The sequence below is a fragment of the Oxobacter pfennigii genome (assembly GCF_001317355.1).
Classification (GTDB): domain Bacteria; phylum Bacillota; class Clostridia; order Clostridiales; family Oxobacteraceae; genus Oxobacter; species Oxobacter pfennigii.
In genome coordinates, this window is record NZ_LKET01000068.1 from 138461 (window position 1) to 155783 (window position 17323).

General features: G+C 37.6%; 18 protein-coding genes, 1 other RNA gene, 1 pseudogene and 2 riboswitches. Of the genes and pseudogenes, 4 read left to right on the forward strand and 16 right to left on the reverse strand.

Annotated elements, in window-relative coordinates; all coding sequences use genetic code 11:
* Positions 1-3: 3 nt before the first annotated feature.
* A riboswitch (cyclic di-AMP (ydaO/yuaA leader) is annotated at positions 4-153 on the reverse strand.
* 306 nt (positions 154-459) lie between these two features.
* A complete protein-coding gene (locus OXPF_RS20135; RefSeq protein WP_054877005.1) occupies positions 460-657 on the forward strand; it encodes a DUF378 domain-containing protein in 198 nt (65 codons plus the stop codon).
* A 50-nt stretch (positions 658-707) separates the two neighbouring features.
* Here the strand turns inward: OXPF_RS20135 and OXPF_RS20140 are convergent, their stop codons facing one another.
* The 15 genes and pseudogenes from OXPF_RS20140 to ndk all read right to left on the reverse strand — a co-directional run bounded on the left by OXPF_RS20140 (position 708) and on the right by ndk (position 12199).
* A complete protein-coding gene (locus tag OXPF_RS20140; protein ID WP_054877006.1) occupies positions 708-914 on the reverse strand; it encodes a DUF378 domain-containing protein in 207 nt (68 codons plus the stop codon).
* 174 nt (positions 915-1088) lie between these two features.
* Positions 1089-1266: non-coding RNA, 6S RNA (ssrS, locus tag OXPF_RS21990), on the reverse strand.
* Between the two features lie 88 nt (positions 1267-1354).
* Entirely contained in the window at positions 1355-2134 is a 780-nt protein-coding gene (locus OXPF_RS20145; RefSeq protein ID WP_054877007.1) for an HpcH/HpaI aldolase family protein, read from the reverse strand.
* Between the two features lie 13 nt (positions 2135-2147).
* Positions 2148-3122 carry an asparaginase gene (locus OXPF_RS20150; protein ID WP_054877008.1) on the reverse strand — a complete coding sequence of 325 codons (975 nt, stop codon included), beginning with the start codon at positions 3120-3122 and terminating at the stop codon, positions 2148-2150.
* A gap of 146 nt (positions 3123-3268) precedes the next feature.
* Positions 3269-4192 carry a M15 family metallopeptidase gene (locus OXPF_RS20155; protein ID WP_054877009.1) on the reverse strand — a complete coding sequence of 308 codons (924 nt, stop codon included), beginning with the start codon at positions 4190-4192 and terminating at the stop codon, positions 3269-3271.
* A gap of 76 nt (positions 4193-4268) precedes the next feature.
* Entirely contained in the window at positions 4269-4577 is a 309-nt protein-coding gene (locus tag OXPF_RS20160) for a hypothetical protein (RefSeq protein WP_054877010.1), read from the reverse strand.
* Positions 4578-4609: 32 nt separating this feature from the next.
* The gene (locus OXPF_RS20165; RefSeq protein ID WP_054877011.1) at positions 4610-5023 is read right to left on the reverse strand and encodes a DUF6762 family protein; all 414 of its coding nucleotides are present in this window, start codon (positions 5021-5023) and stop codon (positions 4610-4612) included.
* A 192-nt stretch (positions 5024-5215) separates the two neighbouring features.
* Positions 5216-5383: pseudogene (locus OXPF_RS20170) on the reverse strand (zinc-ribbon domain-containing protein); the annotation flags it as partial.
* Between the two features lie 174 nt (positions 5384-5557).
* Entirely contained in the window at positions 5558-6064 is a 507-nt protein-coding gene (locus tag OXPF_RS20175; protein WP_054877013.1) for a flavin reductase family protein, read from the reverse strand.
* 135 nt (positions 6065-6199) lie between these two features.
* Positions 6200-7561 (reverse strand): SpoVR family protein, encoded by a 1362-nt coding sequence (locus OXPF_RS20180; RefSeq protein WP_054877014.1) that lies wholly within the window; start codon positions 7559-7561, stop codon positions 6200-6202.
* A 1-nt stretch (position 7562) separates the two neighbouring features.
* Complete coding sequence (gene yhbH / locus OXPF_RS20185) at positions 7563-8729, reverse strand: sporulation protein YhbH (protein WP_054877015.1); 1167 nt, start codon at positions 8727-8729, stop codon at positions 7563-7565.
* Positions 8730-8735: 6 nt separating this feature from the next.
* Positions 8736-10658, reverse strand: coding sequence for a PrkA family serine protein kinase (locus OXPF_RS20190; protein WP_054877016.1), 1923 nt, complete (start codon positions 10656-10658; stop codon positions 8736-8738).
* A gap of 206 nt (positions 10659-10864) precedes the next feature.
* Complete coding sequence (locus OXPF_RS20195; protein WP_054877017.1) at positions 10865-11179, reverse strand: LiaI-LiaF-like domain-containing protein; 315 nt, start codon at positions 11177-11179, stop codon at positions 10865-10867.
* Complete coding sequence (locus OXPF_RS20200) at positions 11176-11586, reverse strand: PspC domain-containing protein (protein WP_054877018.1); 411 nt, start codon at positions 11584-11586, stop codon at positions 11176-11178. The genes OXPF_RS20195 and OXPF_RS20200 overlap by 4 nt, the downstream gene beginning before the upstream one ends.
* 214 nt (positions 11587-11800) lie before the next feature.
* On the reverse strand, positions 11801-12199 hold the full coding sequence (gene ndk / locus OXPF_RS20205) for a nucleoside-diphosphate kinase (protein WP_054877019.1): 399 nt from the start codon (positions 12197-12199) through the stop codon (positions 11801-11803).
* Between the two features lie 230 nt (positions 12200-12429).
* Positions 12430-12557, forward strand: a riboswitch (cyclic di-AMP (ydaO/yuaA leader).
* 5 nt (positions 12558-12562) lie between these two features.
* On the opposite strand from ndk, the gene OXPF_RS20210 reads away from it, so the two are divergent.
* From OXPF_RS20210 to OXPF_RS20220, 3 genes are all read left to right on the forward strand, one after another.
* Positions 12563-13561 (forward strand): peptidoglycan DD-metalloendopeptidase family protein, encoded by a 999-nt coding sequence (locus OXPF_RS20210; RefSeq protein WP_054877020.1) that lies wholly within the window; start codon positions 12563-12565, stop codon positions 13559-13561.
* A 122-nt stretch (positions 13562-13683) separates the two neighbouring features.
* On the forward strand, positions 13684-14262 hold the full coding sequence (locus OXPF_RS20215) for an HD domain-containing protein (protein ID WP_054877021.1): 579 nt from the start codon (positions 13684-13686) through the stop codon (positions 14260-14262).
* A 451-nt stretch (positions 14263-14713) separates the two neighbouring features.
* The gene (locus OXPF_RS20220; RefSeq protein WP_160317280.1) at positions 14714-15703 is read left to right on the forward strand and encodes an O-antigen ligase family protein; all 990 of its coding nucleotides are present in this window, start codon (positions 14714-14716) and stop codon (positions 15701-15703) included.
* 104 nt (positions 15704-15807) lie between these two features.
* Here the strand turns inward: OXPF_RS20220 and OXPF_RS20225 are convergent, their stop codons facing one another.
* Positions 15808-17166, reverse strand: a complete 1359-nt coding sequence (locus OXPF_RS20225) for a citrate/2-methylcitrate synthase (RefSeq protein WP_054877023.1) — start codon at positions 17164-17166, stop codon at positions 15808-15810.
* Positions 17167-17323: the final 157 nt, after the last annotated feature.

Here is a 17323-nt window from a genome sequence, read left to right on the forward strand (position 1 = left end):
TGTGTTTCCCCTTTCTATTTGCTTCCGAAGTTAGCTGACGGGTTCGGGATGAAAGGTTCCCTACTGCATTAATACAAGCTTAAATATTAATGCCGATTAACCCCAAAACTGGTTCCTCCGTACCCGCAATGCGGGATTCAGCGTAAATGTATTAGCAAGCTGGCCCTAACTTATTTTAAGGCTATGGACATTATATAAAAAAAAGGGATTTGGGGCAAAGCCGTTTTTGTGGTTATATCTTTCATGACCTTTGATGTTTTTAAAAGACAGGCTCATAACACACGCATGTCCAATTATCCTCTTAAATATTGTGTCATACCAAATATAGCTAACAATAATTTTCCAATCATTCTATTGCAGCTTATAGCCTAAAACAGAAATGCATATAATTAAAAACTAATGCAAAATATAATGTAGACATTGCAATGAGTAAACAAATAAGCACTAAGGAGTGAGCAAATGGATAGATTGGCGTTAATATTAATGATAATTGGGGCGGTGAACTACGGCTTAATTGGTTTATTTCAGTTTGACCTTGCGTCCGCCCTTTTCGGAGACCAGGGCTCAATTATAAGCAGAGCTCTATATACTCTTATAGGAGCCGCCGGAGTTTATTCCATTTCATTGCTGTTTAAAGAGCGCAAGCCTGTCAGATAGATACCGTTAAAAAATCCCATCTCAAAACCGGAGTTTTAAGATGGGATTTTTTACGCTCTCTTTAGCTTGGTAAGCATATAAATCATATAAGCCCCGGCAAGTCCAATAATGCTGTATATTACCTTGCTCACAAATTCCATCTGCCCTCCGAAGATAAGCGCAACCAAATCCACATTAAGCAATCCTAAAAGTCCCCAGTTAATAGCTCCTATAACTACTAAAATAAGTGCCAGCCAATCAAACAGATCAAGCTTCATAAAATCCTCCCTCCAAATATATGTATTGGCAACATCCATTCTACATAACTTAAGTTTGCCATTTCATTCTAAATATATTTGATGCTTAATGTTTCTATTCATAATTTTTTATATATTAAGGATTTCTCAGAAAATAAAAAAAACCTTACCCATAAGGTAAGGTTCTATATACCTTTTAGTCCCATGATGCCGATTTCCTGCATGTTCATACCCGCCTTACAGCAGGTGGGTGTCCTGTTCATATCCTCTGTCTTCCTGTACAAGCAGGCGTGACATAATATACAAAACTCCGAACTCCCGTATTCATTCTGTCGGTTGAACATACAAGGTTACTCGAGCACCTCAGGAAGACTTTATGCTCTTTGTTTGTTCACTCATATTATAACACCGCCCTTACCCTCTTTCAAGGACTAAGACTGCGGTAATTTATGGGGGTGACATTACTTTATTTTGTCTCTCAGACTATTTACTGCAGCTTTGGCAGCAGCCGAAAATATCATTGTATCAATCTGATATGCAATAAACTGAACTCCCATGTCCGCCCATTTTTTTGATGATTCAACATCCGTTGTGAAAATTCCGATGAACATATCTTCTTTTTTAGCTTTTATCCTTTCAATAATCTCTTCTATCCTCTCAATGACTTCCGGATGGTTTACCTGCCCAGGTACTCCCATGGATTGGGAAAGATCATATGGTCCTATGAATATACCATCAATACCTTTAACTTCTAAGATATCATCCAGATTATTATAGCCTTCCATTCCTTCTATTTGGATCATGAGCATGGTATCTTCATTTGACTTTTTTATGTATTCATCCATATTTATGTTTCCGTATCTTGCGGCTCTTACCACCCCATGCATTCCCCTATCCCCTAGTGGATAAAATTTTGCTGCCTTAACCGCCCTTTTTGCCGACTCCACATCATCTACATGGGGAACTACCACCCCGGCCGCCCCAATGTCTAATGCATGTCCAATAGCTGCGTTAGTGTTTTCAGGCACCCTATAAACTATTGATATGTCAAGATCCTTATTATCCCCTGCAATACAAGCATTCTGAAGGGTTAAAAACGTTCCCGGCCCATGTTCTCCGTCTACTATGCAAAAATCAAAACCCGCCAAACCCAGCATTTCAATTGTTTCAGTGGCGCAAACAGCAGCAAAAGGACCTATGACTGTTTTTTTACCTTCCATTTTTTTAATTATACTGTTCATATTAAACCTCCAATTACTTTTCAAATATCTTTCTTATGTCTTCTATATTATCGGTATAGCTTAGAGCAATCATAAGCTTTATGCGGGCTTTTTGGCCGGGTAGATATTCACCGAAAATAACTCCCATATCCTTTAATTCCTTTCCGCCTCCCTCATAGCCATAGGTTGCTAAAACCCTTCCTTCAAAGCAGCGGGATACCATCACAACGGCTATTCCTTTATCTATAGCGCCCTTTACACCCTTGGCCATTTGTGGCGGCAAGTTCCCTCTGCCTAATGCTTCAATTACAATTCCCCGGCTTCCCTTCTCGATGCAGTAATCGATGAATTTGGTATCCATACCCGCCGCGCATTTTATAAGCTCCACCCTTGTTTCTAAAGACCGTATTTCTATATTGTGCCTGTTAATCCTGTTTCTAAAAAAAAGAGCCTCGTTATTATCCACTATGCCTATGGGCCCGAACTCCGGGCTTTTAAATGTATCAAGACTCATGGTATTTGTTTTTGTAACCTCACTGGCACAGTTAACCTCGCCGTTTAAAACTACCAGTACTCCCCTGTTATTTGCCTCATCTGCTATTGCCGTACATATGGAAGCCGACAAATTGGCCGGACCGTCATAGCCAAGCTCCGAGCTGTTTCGCATGGAACCGGTTACAACGACGGGCTTATGGCTCTTTATTGTCAGGTCTAAAAAATAAGCTGTTTCTTCCAGGGTATCAGTGCCATGGGTTATAACAACACCATCTATTTCTTTTCTGTCTAAAACCTTCTGCACATATTTTGAAAGCTCCAGCATTTTTTCAGGGGTAATATGAGGTCCCGGCAAATTTGAAAATGTATCTATTTCAATTTTCGCAAATTCTTCAATGCCGGTAATCATTGCCACTATTTCCTCACCGGATAAGGTAGGTACCGCAGCTTTTATCCTTTCGTCCACCTTCATTGTAATAGTGCCGCCATTGAATATTAAGGCAATTTTCTTCATATCTATCCCCTTTCGTTTATATTGGTATTGTATTCAAAATACTTATATTTTAATTATAGCATGAAAAAAGCAGTGAAGTTCACTGCTTTAAAAGACTTTGTCTAATTTCTTAGGAGCAAGGGTTATACTGTTCCTCCTTAAGTAAATTAAAGTGCGTTATCGATGGTTTCAATGTATTTTCTGATATTATCATCCCTCTTATCAAGACCGGAATACCAGGGAGAATCTTTATCCGGTGCTTTTGAAAAATACAATGCCTTATAAATTATCTCAGGACGGTACTCAAAATGAAGTATATCAAAATGCCCCCATTTGCCCCCCCAAATAAAATTGTTTTTTTCAAATATCTTTACTATTTCCCTGGGGTAAGACAGCATCCTTTTCTCACCTGTTTCCCTATTAGTCCATTTCCAGTAATCCCTTTTGTCCTTTGACAGGTCAATGGCAATTCCAAAGGAGTGGGGGCTTAAAAGATTAGTTCCGGATATATTCCTGTAATTAAAGGTACCGCTTGGGGGAAATAAGCAAGAATAAATTTTGCTTTTATTGTAGGCAAGGGGTATAAGTTCCTTTGAGACCTCGGTCAATGCACATGCTGCATTGTTGTTTTTATTAAAGCTTAAGCTTTTATATCCAAATTTCACACCTGTTAAGTTTGACTGTATCTTTTCCTTTGTGCTGCCGTATACCTCTTTTAAAATGGAGTATACCCTTATGCGGCCGGGATCACATTCAAGGGGCATGAGGGCCTTTATATCATTAATAGGATATATTACTTCCATCATATCCTGAATATCGGGGTTGCTCATTTTCATTTCAAATGTTTTTTGCCTCTTATCATCATATAAAACACGCTTTCCTGATTTCATTATAATAAAAACGCTTTCATTTTCCATTTTTTCTGCTCCGGTAATATAATCCGGATATGCCATCATAAGGCATAGTATGTCCCTTTTCATGATAATCTCATAGTCATCTTCAAGCTGATTTAAAGAAGAGAGAACAATGCTTTTGCAGCCTAAGCATATAACTGAAATGAAAAGCAATACACATAGCAATGATTTCTTCATTTATGCCCCGTCCTTTTGTCTGTAAAAATTTAAGGGTAATCTTGCCCTTTATTCTTATAGTATGTGTATTTAACTTTTATTTAATCTTTACTTTCTTCGATATGCCCTCAAATAAATACAAAAGATAATCAACATCCACGTCATTTTCTTTAAGAGAGTCTATTCTGTCCTTTGCTTTATTTAAGGCTGTTTTTGCCTCGTTATAATCCCTTTGCCTTATGCAGGAACTGGCATATTCCAATAAATAATCGGTTTTTAACACCGCTTCCGCCAGCTCTTCTTTATCATCATTAACCAGCTCCACCAGCAGCGGATACAGCTTAGGTGAAGTTTTTATCTTGGAACTTTTGAGAATTTCGCTGTTTCTGGCAGTTTTCTTTGGCATTTAGGTTTCACCTCATAAATATACTTATATATTTAACTCTTGTATTCGCTTTCTAAATCCTTAATTGCCTCAAGTACTCTTTTTAATTCCCTGTCATGTATGTCCATTATCCCATTTAATTTTCTTTCTACATCGCTGTCATTTGCTTCAAATTTGAATTTCAAATGCCATGTCGGATTATATCCTTCTTCATCCTCCTCTATAGAAACTGCCACATTATCATAAAGCTCTAACGCATAATTATCCAGTATAGCATTGAATTCCCAGTCCTCAAAATCTCCTGCCACCGTTAAGTGAAGATTTACTATAATCTCTCCATCTTCTTCCATGGCATATATTTTATCTATGTGGTTCATATCATGATTTACCGAGTAGCTTCCAAGCTCTTTTTCCAAAAAACCTGTGTCCTTGTTCTTTTCCATTATTACAACAGCTGTTTTATCCATAAGTTCCTCCTGACTTGCCAATAATTTCTTTAATCTATTCTTTATACATTATACATAATATTATCTGTATTTTATACATTTTTAACTTTTCATATCTAAACAATATAAAAGAGGCTGTGTATTTCACAACCTCTTAAAATTGCATTAATATTTTGAAACTCTAGGTGAATTAAAGCTGTTGGTCTTAGGCCTTCTGTTATCCCCTTCATCATTATTAAACCTGGCTTTTTTTGCAGCTCTGCAATCCTTGCATCTTGTTGGTTCGTTTGCAAAACCCTTTTCGGCATAAAACTGCTGTTCACCTTCCGTAAAGACAAACTCTTTCCCGCAATCTTTGCATATAATTGTCTTATCTGCCATTTTGAGCACCCCCCATTCTTTTTAATAACTTTCATTTAACCCTATATCATTTCCTCCGGAACAGGGGGATATCATATTTGTATTAAATGAACACTGTAATTATAGCACAATTGTATAATTTTTACAACTCTGTTTGCAAATTATGCATATTCATGTTGTTGTTCAATACAGGCATTATTCTTTTATATAAATAGAAACGATCTCACCATAATAAATTGTGTGATAATCTCCTTTAGCATAAGCCCTGCTTTTGATATCAGCATCAAGACAGTTCTCATCCATATCCTGCTTGTATACTATTTTGCATTCTATCTGAATATCGCATTCATCTATAACCGGTACATTCACTTTTTGCCCGTCTTTTAATGTTAAATTGCATTCCTTGAACTTATCTGTATTTCTTCCTGACTTGCTTCCGCAAAAGCCCAAAGCTTCCTTTAGCTGTCCTTTAATTGGCAGGCTTACAGTAAATTCATGGCTTTCTTCAATGATTTCATATGTATATCTTGATTTTCTTACCAATACTGTAAAAACAGGCTTGCCCCATATAACGCTCAACGCACCCCAGCCTATTGTCATGGTGTTTACCTTATCGCCGCTCTTAACAGTAAGAAAAGCACCCCTTTGCAATTGCTCCAGAATTTCTTTGGAATATTCGCTATGCTTTATTTGCCTGTACATAATATACCTCCCTATTGCAAAACAATATTTATTATTTATTTTATCATAACTTGCCTAGGTTTACCCATAGATTAACAAAAAATCATTATCCGCTTTAAAAGCGGATAATGATTTTTATAAATCTTTCAATATATTTTAAGGTATGATCTTTTTGTCTTCACATTTAAAGGATATAGGCTTTCCGCCGGATACTGTGTTTAATACCACCCTGTGACCCCATAGGATGTTGATATTTTTCAGTGTCTCTTCTGCATAAACCCTGTTTAATTCCCTTCCGTCGTATATGTGTTCGAGGGTTAAGGTTCTGTCATTTCGAGACATATCAACTATTTTAATTATGGGAACACCACCCATGCCTACCGAGCAGCACAGAGTATTTCTTATTTCCTCCCAGCCTTCGTCATCGGATATTTCATATATTATATAATCGCTGTCCTTTTTCCTGTATTCAAAGAGATTGAGCTTAACGCAAAGCTCCTTTGTAAGATATCTTCTTAAAAAGGATTCATCTCGCTCCAATGCCCTTACTTCAAATATTTTTTCCTCACCGTATTTGCCTGCCAAATCTTTATATATCTCAAAACCTAGATAATATGGATTGAGGCTTCCTTTTAAGGGAGCCACAACATCATTGTGGCGCTTAATGAATTCAATGTAAAAATTCTGAGGAAGCTCCAGCCTTTTTAGAATATTGTAATGCCAGTAACTAGCCCAGCCTTCATTCATTATTTTAGTCTCAATCTGGGGGATAAAATACTTTGTTTCTTCCCGGACAATACCTAAAACATTTTTCTCCCATTCGTATAATTCGCCGTATTTCATAATGAAATGCAGCAAGTCCTCTTCCGGCTCTAAGGGTATTTTGGTTAAGTCCGGAAGATTTGGAAGAATTCTAGGTGATATGGGGTCGTATTTGCTGGCTTTGTCTTTGTAATCGGACATCAAATCTTTTTTATACTTTTCGTCGTCTAATACTTTCATTCCGAAGGACCTTACAGTCTGCAATTTTATGGTATGTGCAGCGTCTAAAATTCGCTCCACTTCCTCATAACCGATGCTGGGATCGTTTATATATTCTCTTATTATATCAGCATGGTTTTTAAACATTTCCACCACATAGTTTGCATCGGTGGCTTCCTTAAACAGCCGGTTGTTCTTAAAAAAGTCATTATGTCCATATACATGGGCTATTGTCAGTATCTGCAAAAGCAGGGTGTTATCCTTCATGAGATAAGCTATGCAGGGATTAGAATTAATAACCATCTCATAAGGAAGACCGGAAAGGTTATAGCTGTATAAGGTCTGCAATTTTTCATAGGCCTTGCCGAAGCTCCAGTGGGGATACCGGGAAGGCATACCGATGTAGGCTTCATAAGCAAGCATATCGTTATAATTTATTATTTCAAACTCCTGAGGATAAAAATCAAGACCTGCTTTAATTGCCGTTTCTTCTATTATTTCTCCCCACTTTTCCAAATCCTTTATTACATAATCCATATTATCCGACCTCCACGGTATCATTCTTTAAAATGCTTTTAAAGGCAGGCCAGATGTCTTCCTTTTTATCTATTGTCACAATGGCGAAATTCTTGTTGCTTATACTTTCAATGTATTTTTTCTTTATATTCGTTATATAGTATTTTGAAGTTATTTCCGCATATCCGAATAGGTTGCAAACTTCACACATTTTCCGGGCAGTCTCAACAGCCTTGTTGTCGTCTTCACTCCAGTTGTCACCATCACTAGCATGAAAAGCATATATATTCCACAGTTCAGGATTATAACGGCTGTGTATTATTTCCAAGGCTTTTTCATATCCGCTGGAAATATAAGTTCCTCCCGATTCCACCTTGTGAAAGAATTCATTTTCCGTAACTTCTTTTCCCACAGTTGAATGAGCTACAAAGACTACTTCTACATTGAGATATTTCATCTTTACAAATTGATAAAGCAGAAAGAAAAAGGAACGGGCAAGATACTTCTTGGTCTGGTCCATGGAACCCGAAGTATCCATTATGCAAATGACAACTGCATTTGATTCTCTTCTCTTATTCTGTTTAACTCTGTAGAATCTTAAATCATCCTCTTTAAACGGGAACCTTTCGATTTCCCCCTCCTCGCCCTTTTCTACCATTGCTCTTTTCATGCCCTGTTTTCGTTTTAATTTTTCAACCACGGTACGCTTTTTAGCAAACCTGGGAGGTATGCCGTTTCTTTGATAACCTGATCTTTTAGTGGAACTCTGGGATAATATTTCAGAAAACCTCTTTCTATCCAGATAGGGCAGATTAAGATCCTCGAAGAGATAATTAATTACGTCCTCAATGGTGACTTCAGTTTCATATATATCGTCACCCTCATCATTACCAGCTCCCTGACTCCCTTGGCCCTGGCCCCTGTCGCTCCCTATCTTATCCCATCTTTTTTCGCTTCCGTCACCGCTTCCTACCCCCGGCGAATTTTTGCCGTATATAAACTGATATTCCTTTAATCCTCTTATGGGAATCTTTATTTTCTTGTCACTGCTTTGGCCTATTATGCTTTCCTCTGATATAATGTCGCTTAGATTCTTTTTTATAGAGTCTTCCACCAGCTGCCTGTGCCTTCTTTTATCTTCTGCTGCTCTGTCATGGCTGATAGGATTGAATTGCCTGAATATAGACATTTATTCTCAATCCTTCCATAGGTTATTAGCCGCATATTTTAATATAACATCGCAGCAATGGTCACAGTAACCGTTAGCTTTCATTTCTTCAACCATTGAATTATATTTTTCATCCTGCTCCTTATCCCTTACCTTTGATTTTGTTATGACCCTGGAGAGCTCTTTCACAGATACCGTCAACTTTTTCTCTATTGCTTCCTTTAAGGGCTCATAGGAGGTATAATCAATTTTTCCGCCTTTACGCATGAGATAGAACATATATGCAGTAACATCCAGCCTGAAGCCTTTTGCAGAACCCTCGGATATTCCTATTTGCTCTTCTATGGATCTCATGAATTTTTCGTCTGCCTCCAAAAGCTCACCTGTTGCCTTATCTTTAATTTTAGTCCGGTTTACATAGGATTCTGCATGGTCAAGATAATTGTTAAATAAGCTTTCCGCCTGCTCCCTGAAGCTTACAATAAAGGCCTTTGTGATTTCCTTTTCCAATATTTTATTGTATTCCTTGCGTATGGTATCTTGAAGGAATGCAAGATATCTCTTTTTATCGTCCTCTGCGATATCTATTTCCTTAACGGATTTAATCATGCTCTCCATTACGCTTAATGGATTGATACAGCCATTTTCAGAGTTAGATAAGGCATTGTCTATGGATTTTATTATGAATCTTGTGGATATTCCGCTGAAGCCTTCTCTTAAACCGGCTTCATCTCTTAATTCAATGATATCTATTTTCTTGGTTGTTCCCTTCTCCACTATTTCCTCGCCGTTATATATTTTAAGCTTGGTGAGAGGGTCCACCTTTGCAGAAGGTGAAAGCCTTGATAAAATAGCAAACATAGCTGCCGTCTCAATTGTATGAGGTGCAATATGAGCTTTGAAGTTGCTGCTCTTTAAAATCTTTTGATATATCTTCACTTCTTCACTCATTTCAAGACAATACGGAACTTCTACCTTTACTATTCTGTCAAGTATTGCTTCATTTGTATGGTCAGATTTGAATTTATTCCATTCAGCTTCATTGGAATGGGCTATAATTATACCGTCAAAATAGATCATGGAGCCCTTTCCCGGTGATGGTATGGCTTTTTCCTGAGTAGCAGTTATAATGGTATGCAAATATTCCACGTCGTTTTTAAATACCTCAATGAATTCTACCATTCCTCTGTTGCCCACATTGAAAGCACCGTTTAGTGATAGCACCCTTGGATCATCTTCAGGGTATAAATCCAATTTTGATATATCCACACTACCTGTAAGTACAGATGTATCCTGGTTATTGGGATCCACTGGCGGAACTACTCCTATTCCCTTCCTTGACCTTATTGAAAAATTGCTGGTTACAACAGGGAATTTCTCATATTCCCCATTATATTCTTCCTTCAGCCTATATCTGCATATAGGGCATAAATCTCCTTCTATCTGAACATCCAGCATTTTTTCCATATCTTTTCTCAAGTGCTTGGGAATTAAATGAAGCGGCTCTTCTCTCATAGGGCAGCCCTTAAGGACATACACCGCCGGGCTTTGTTCCAATGCGCTCTTTAGCGTTTCCACTATTGAGGATTTTCCCGATCCTACGGGACCTACCAGATACAATACCTGCCTTGACTCTTCACCTCTCATGGATGAAGCATGGAAATAGCTCACTATTTTCATAAGGGTCTTATCTATGCCGAAGAAATTATCTCGGAAAAAATTGTATTTTCTAATTACTTCATTTCCATGTATCTTTTTAATTTTGGGATCATCCTCCGGCTTCAGTACTTCAAACCCTTTTTCGATAATGATGTCGTGAAGCCTCTTATGGGAAAACTTCACTAAGTCAGGGTCTTTACTCACAATATCAAGATAATCGAGGAATGTACCCTCAAATTCTTGAGATTTTCTAGCTTCCCTATCCTTCTCAATCAGCTCTTTGAATTCCACATAAATCCCTCCTTTTTAATGGGATTTTCTCAAGCTTAATACTATCTTAGTAGATATTTATATGAGTATTTTATGAATTTCAAAACCAAAAAGGTGCAATAAACAAACAAAAAACAGGTTAAAAAATTTTAACCTGTAACAAGCCATGGTTTTTCAAACATGCAAATGATTGCAAAGAGCTTGTCGCTTCTTTGCAATCATTTACTTTACACCATTTTCTTCGTAAATATTATATCCTTAAATATAACGATATCCTTCCAATTTATTCCCGGCTGGCTTAAAATGTTGTTGTCATAATATCCGTAAGCTATGACGGCGGCAAGAAAAATAAGCCAGGTAATTATCTTTATTATCCTGTTATTGTTAAATATGATGTTTAAGCCAATAACTATTAATATTCCCGGCCACAGGTCGAAAAAAGCTTCAAAAATCGACCAATCCAGCACACCAAAATTTATCAGAAGAAATAAAAGTCCTAAAGATACTAAAAAAATTCCGGCTCCGATACTTTCCTTCTTCATCTGGGCTTCCTCCAACCGTTGTATAATATTATAGCTCCGACAGCTATCAAGAGCACCGGCCATAACAAGCTGAAATCAAACCAGTAAAAGAAACGCTTTAAAACTGCAAAAGCACCGATAAGTACCAATATGCATCCAATGATTAAGTTTGTTTTATCGCTGCTTACCGCTGGTTTTGCATATTCCTCATTAGATTTTTGCTCATAATTTTCATAACTTTGATACATATTATCGGGTATTACAATGGCAGCTATGATGTAAGCTATAAGCCCAATACCGTAGGTCAATGTGATAAGCACCCATACAAGCCGCACAATTGTCGGGTCTATCGCAAAGTATTCAGCTATGCCTCCGCACACCCCTGCTATCATTTTGTTATTTCTGGATCTGAATAACTGCTTTCCCACTTTATATTCCCCTTTTCTAGCATGTTAGTAAATTTATTTTCACTATATAATACGCGTGGATTTTTTAAAAGTCTGATAAAACTAAAAAAATATTATATCATGAAATTTCCATGGGAAATTTCATGTCGCAATGAATTTCAAAGAAATTCATTATATAAAAGCCGTGTACAAATCAGCATATACTGGCTTGAACACGGCTGTTTACCTGCATTTTTTATTTAAACCACAATTTTATTTCTCTTTCAGCGGATTCGATGCTATCTGAGGAATGTACTATATTATTTGTTGTGGAAGCTGCGAAATCTCCCCTTATTGTGCCGGGCTGGGCGTCTTCAACCTTCGTAGCGCCGTTTAATTTGCGTACCAAGGTTATGGCTGAATGCCCTTCAATAACCATGGCAACTACAGGTCCGCTTAATATATAGTCTAAAAGCTCGCCATAAAAGCTTTTTTCCTTATGTTCTATATAGTGTTCCTCCACTGTAGCCTTGTCTGCATTCATCATTTTCAAGGCGGCAATTTTTAAACCTTTCTGTTCATATCTTTTAATAATTTCTCCTGTAAGTCCGCGGGATACTCCGTCAGGCTTGATCATAGCAAAAGTACGTTCCATGTTTTTCCTCCGTATTATGTTTTAGATTCCCAATGTATTATAGCAGAAATACAATAAATATTTCAATATCTTTAGTATATTTAACCTTTTTATAGCCTTAAATATCATTCAATATTAGCATTTGTAAATAAATGATATATATTACATTTGTAAATTGCCATATCATGCCAGAATGCTGCTATTTACTGAATAATGGGCCTTTACAATTTTTACCTTATTGCATATAATAGTATACATGTAAGCTGAATCCGGTTTATCCGGAACGGGGGATATATCTATTGGGGTGAATCTATTAAAAAGAGGGCTACTCTATGGCCTAACCCGTCAACTAACCTCGTAAGCACATAGAGGGGGAAAATCCATATGAACAGGCTAAAGGGTCTTTTTACCAACAGACTAAAGTACCTGGCTGCCTGGCTGATTCTTTTCACTGTTTTTATTTCCGGAGTTTCCATCGCAATTACAGTCCCGGGATCCGGGGTGGATCAAAAATCATTTAACAGCGGGACATACAAATCATCAAATGCAGTTTATATCGATAGAACATTGAAAAATGATACTGGCCTTAATGCATCAGGTGCCTCATTGACTTCTGATGACAACAGTTACGAAGAACTTTTTGATGAGCCGCAGGTCATAAATTTAGCCTATTACAAAAAAGACGGAGCCAATGCAAAAGTTCCTTCACCAAAAGAGAAAGTCATAAAAATTAAAAGCGGTGATACACTATGGGGTTTAGCATCTACATATGATGTAGATCTAGATGAATTAATCAAATTAAATGACATAAAAAAGCCCAATAGTCTCAAAATCGGCCAGGAAATTAAGCTTCCCGTCAAGGAAGAACAGCTTTTAAATGAGACTGTTAAAGACATCGAAAAAATATCGGCTAAAAAGCCCGAAACCAAAAAAGTAAAAGCAGCAGTAAATAAATCCAAAGCTTCAGCGGTTACTTTGGCATCAAGAAGCGGTGCTCAGGCTGCCAGAACCCCAAACATAGCCGGTGGATGGCCGGCTGCAGGAGTAATATACTCGAGGTTTGGGTACAGAGGCAGCGAGTTTCACAAAGGTGTTGATATAGCAGCACCATCCGGAACAGACATATTTGCCTATAATAGCGGCCAAGTCATATTCAGTGCCTGGGACGGCGGATACGGCCGTCTGGTTATCATAGACCATGGAGATGGTATGAAAACCTATTACGGGCATTGCTCCAAACTCTTAGTAGGCGTGGGAGAACGCGTAGAGCAAGGGCAGCACATAGCTGATATGGGCAGAAGCGGCGATGCTACAGGCAATCACTTGCATTTTGAAGTAAGGATTAATGATAAGGCTGTAAATCCATTGAATTACTTGAATTGACCATATAATAAAAGGATCGGTTAATCCGGTCCTTTTTTACTTTGTCATTGACAATAATTTCATAAATCTTTAAAATAATAAAAAAGCATAAAACTAAGGTTTCTGATGAAAGAAGGTTTACTATGGAAAAAAACATACCGGAAAGAGAAGAGGCATTTGCCCTGTTATTAGAGTATAATAAAAATGACCGCCTTATAAAACATGCTCTTTCAGTAGAAGCTGTTATGAGGCATTTTGCGGAAATTTTTAATGAAGACCCTGAAAAATGGGGTACCATAGGCTTAATGCATGATCTGGACTATGAAATGTATCCTGAGGAACACTGTAAGAAAGTAAGGGAAATATTATCTGGCAGCAATTGGCCCGAAGAATACATACATGCTATAGAAAGTCACGGTTACGGGCTATGCTGCGACGTTGAACCAGTTGAAAGAATGGAAAAAGTTTTATACACTATAGATGAATTGACAGGGCTTATCGCTGCCACAGCCTTAATGAGACCCAGCAAAAGCATAATGGATACCGAAACAAAGTCTGTGAAAAAGAAATGGAACCAAAAAGGCTTTGCTGCCGGCGCCAACAGAGAAGTAATAGAAAATGGCGCAGGCATGCTGGATTTAAGCCTTGACTACATTATCGAAGAAACAATAAAGGGCATGAGAAAATCCGCAGAAGCTATCGGCTTAAAAGGTGAATTATAAATAACCTAAAGATAAAGAATTCGATTCTTTATCTTTTTTATTTCAAATTTCTCGATAATTTAGAGTTTTGCTTTAAAAACTGGGCTTTTATTTAATTTAAAACCATTAAGTTAAGCCTTTCTTGAAGCCATGCGTTTTAAATCATTTGAATTTTTACTATATATAGTTTATTATCTAATGTTGTGGGTATATTTAATACTGAACAGGATTTAAAGGAGTGTCAAAAACAATGCTTACTTTAGCCACATTATTTTTTGTTATTTCACCCTATACATCCATATTACCCTTGTTATATGCTGCTTATAAAGCGGTTGTCAATAATTGTTTTATACCAAAAAGTCCCTTTAATACAGGGATGTTTCTTCTTTTTATATGGTCTCTCATTGTCGGAATAATAAATGAAAGCCCTTTATCTACAGCGGCTGCCCTTTTAATTTTAATTTATTTTTTAATGGGTATATATCTTCATAATTATTTCACTGAAACAGAAAAAATTGAGAGCCTTATGTATTACATACTGATTTTTTCCGGAGTTTCAGCTGTGATAGCCATTATAGAAAAATGTACAGCTGCTTTTTATAAGTATGTAGGATGGGGACAAATATTTGGTATACCAAAGCAGTTTATAACCTATGACGGCTACAGGGTGTATTCCACTTTTGGAAACCCTAATATAGCCGGAACCTGGTTTGCTGCAGTCATATTGATATCACTTTATTTTTTCGGCAAGCATAAAGGCTTTAAAAAAGCACTGTTTTTTTGGGCTGTCTGTTTTTTCACCTGTGTATTTATACTTACAGGCTCCAGAGGAGCCGTCCTTGGACTTCTGCCCGCTTTAATAGTTTACGGACTTATGAAAAAGGATAAATGGACTTATAATCTTACATTTGTAATTTTTATTATCATAGCAGGTGTAATGTTCGTCACCCCGGCTTTAATGCCCCAAATTCACAGCGCAAACAGCCCCATGATACATGCTGTCAATAATTCCATAAGCAGTCGGGAAGCCATATGGCAAGGATGCCTTAACATGTTTAAATACAAGCCTTTAACGGGCTATGGGTTGCTTGGCATATATTCTGCAAGCAAGAATATTTTTCATCAGTATCACAGAACCCTCCACGGCCACAATATCATAATTACCTTGGCAGCCACCCTTGGTATTGTGGGACTGGGCATATATCTTTTTATTAAAAAATATATAGCAGAAGGGTTATACTTCTTAAGCAGGGAAAAGTGTGACTTAGCTCCTCTTCTTGCAGGTATACAGGTTATAATATTAGGTCATGGCCTGGTGGACTTTACCATAATGGTACCCCAAATAGGCATGCTGTATTTAGGGAGCTTATCCATTATAAATTCACTGGTTCTTCAATACAGCAATTACAATGAAGGCATATATATTTTTTCACCCTGGTTTACTACCAAAAGAACGGCGTAATATTACCACCTGTAGGCTTATTGTTTCGCGCGCGTTGCGCGCTCAACAGGCTTATAAGGCTAAAATGAAAGAATCATGGGGTTACCCATGATTCTTTATGCTCTTTATCTCTTATCAAGCTCGCAATAATGCTCTTCCTCTTTTACGCTCCTATAAGCCGGCCTTATAATTTTAGGTTCGCTGGCCAGCTGCTCTATTCTGTGTGCGCACCAGCCCGGGATTCTTGCCGTAGCAAAAAGAGGAGTATAGAGCTCCTGGGGAATGTTCAGCATATCATATACAAAGCCGGAATAAAAATCTACGTTAGCAGCAATTTTTCTGTTTGCCTCTGCCTCTGCAAATATGCATTTTGTTATCTCTTCTATGCTTCTGTAGAGCTCATATTCTTCCATCCTATTCTTTTCGGCGGCCAGTTCCTTTGCTTTTTTCTTAAGAAGCTCCGCCCTTGGGTCTGATATTGTATAAACGGCGTGGCCCATACCATATATAAGCCCCGAACCGTCAAATGCATCTTTTCTCAATATTTTTCGAAGATAATTTTCAAGCTCTTCGCGATTATCCCATTTACGGATATTATCTTTTATATCCGCTATCATTTCCATTACTTTAATATTAGCGCCGCCGTGCTTTGGCCCCTTTAGAGCACCTACGGCTGCAGCTATTGCAGAATATGTGTCTGTACCCGTTGAAGAAACCACATGAGTTGCAAAAGTGGAATTATTGCCTCCCCCATGTTCCGCATGCAGCACCATCGATAAGTCCAGTATTTCAGCCTCGGTGCTTGTATAGCCATTATCATTTCGTATCATATGAAGTATATTTTCAGCAGTGGATAACTCAGGTAATGGACTATGGATAAAAAGGCTTTTACCACTGTAATAATGGGCCTTTGCCTGATAGCCGTAAGCTATCATAGCAGGAAATCTTGACATTAATTCGATGCTCTGCCTTAATACGTTATTAATGCTGATATCGTCAGGATTAGGGTCATAGGAATAGCTTACAAGGACGCTTCTTTCGAGTTTGTTCATTATATCCTTGCTTGGGGCTCTCAATATCATATCTTCCAAAAAACCTTCGGGCAATGTCCTGCAGCTGCCTAAAAGTTCTTTAAATTCCTGCAGCTCCTTTTTACAGGGCAATTCTCCGAATAACAAAAGATAGCTTACTTCCTCAAAGCCAAAACGCTTTTCCTGCTGAAACCCTTCCACTATTTTTTCCACATCAATGCCTCGGTATATGAGCTTTCCTTCAGTGGGAACCTTAACGTCATTCTCAATTATATAGCCTGTTACATCTCCCACTTTTGTCAATCCCACAAGGACTCCCGTTCCATTGCTGTTTCTCAATCCCCTTTTAACGTTGTACATTGAATAATATTCAGCTTCTATTTTGTTGTTTTTTTCTGCTAAACCGGAATATTTATCTAGAATGCTTATATCAAAACCATATTCCTTAACCATAAAATTAACCCCCATAGATTGCCTGATAAATGCCGTATTATAAAATAAAATGCAATTTTAATTTCAATAAATTGCATTTATTTTTATTGTATACAAGTATACTCCATTGAACTGCCTTTGTAAATAGAGATCCGTTAAAAAATGTACGATTGTATAC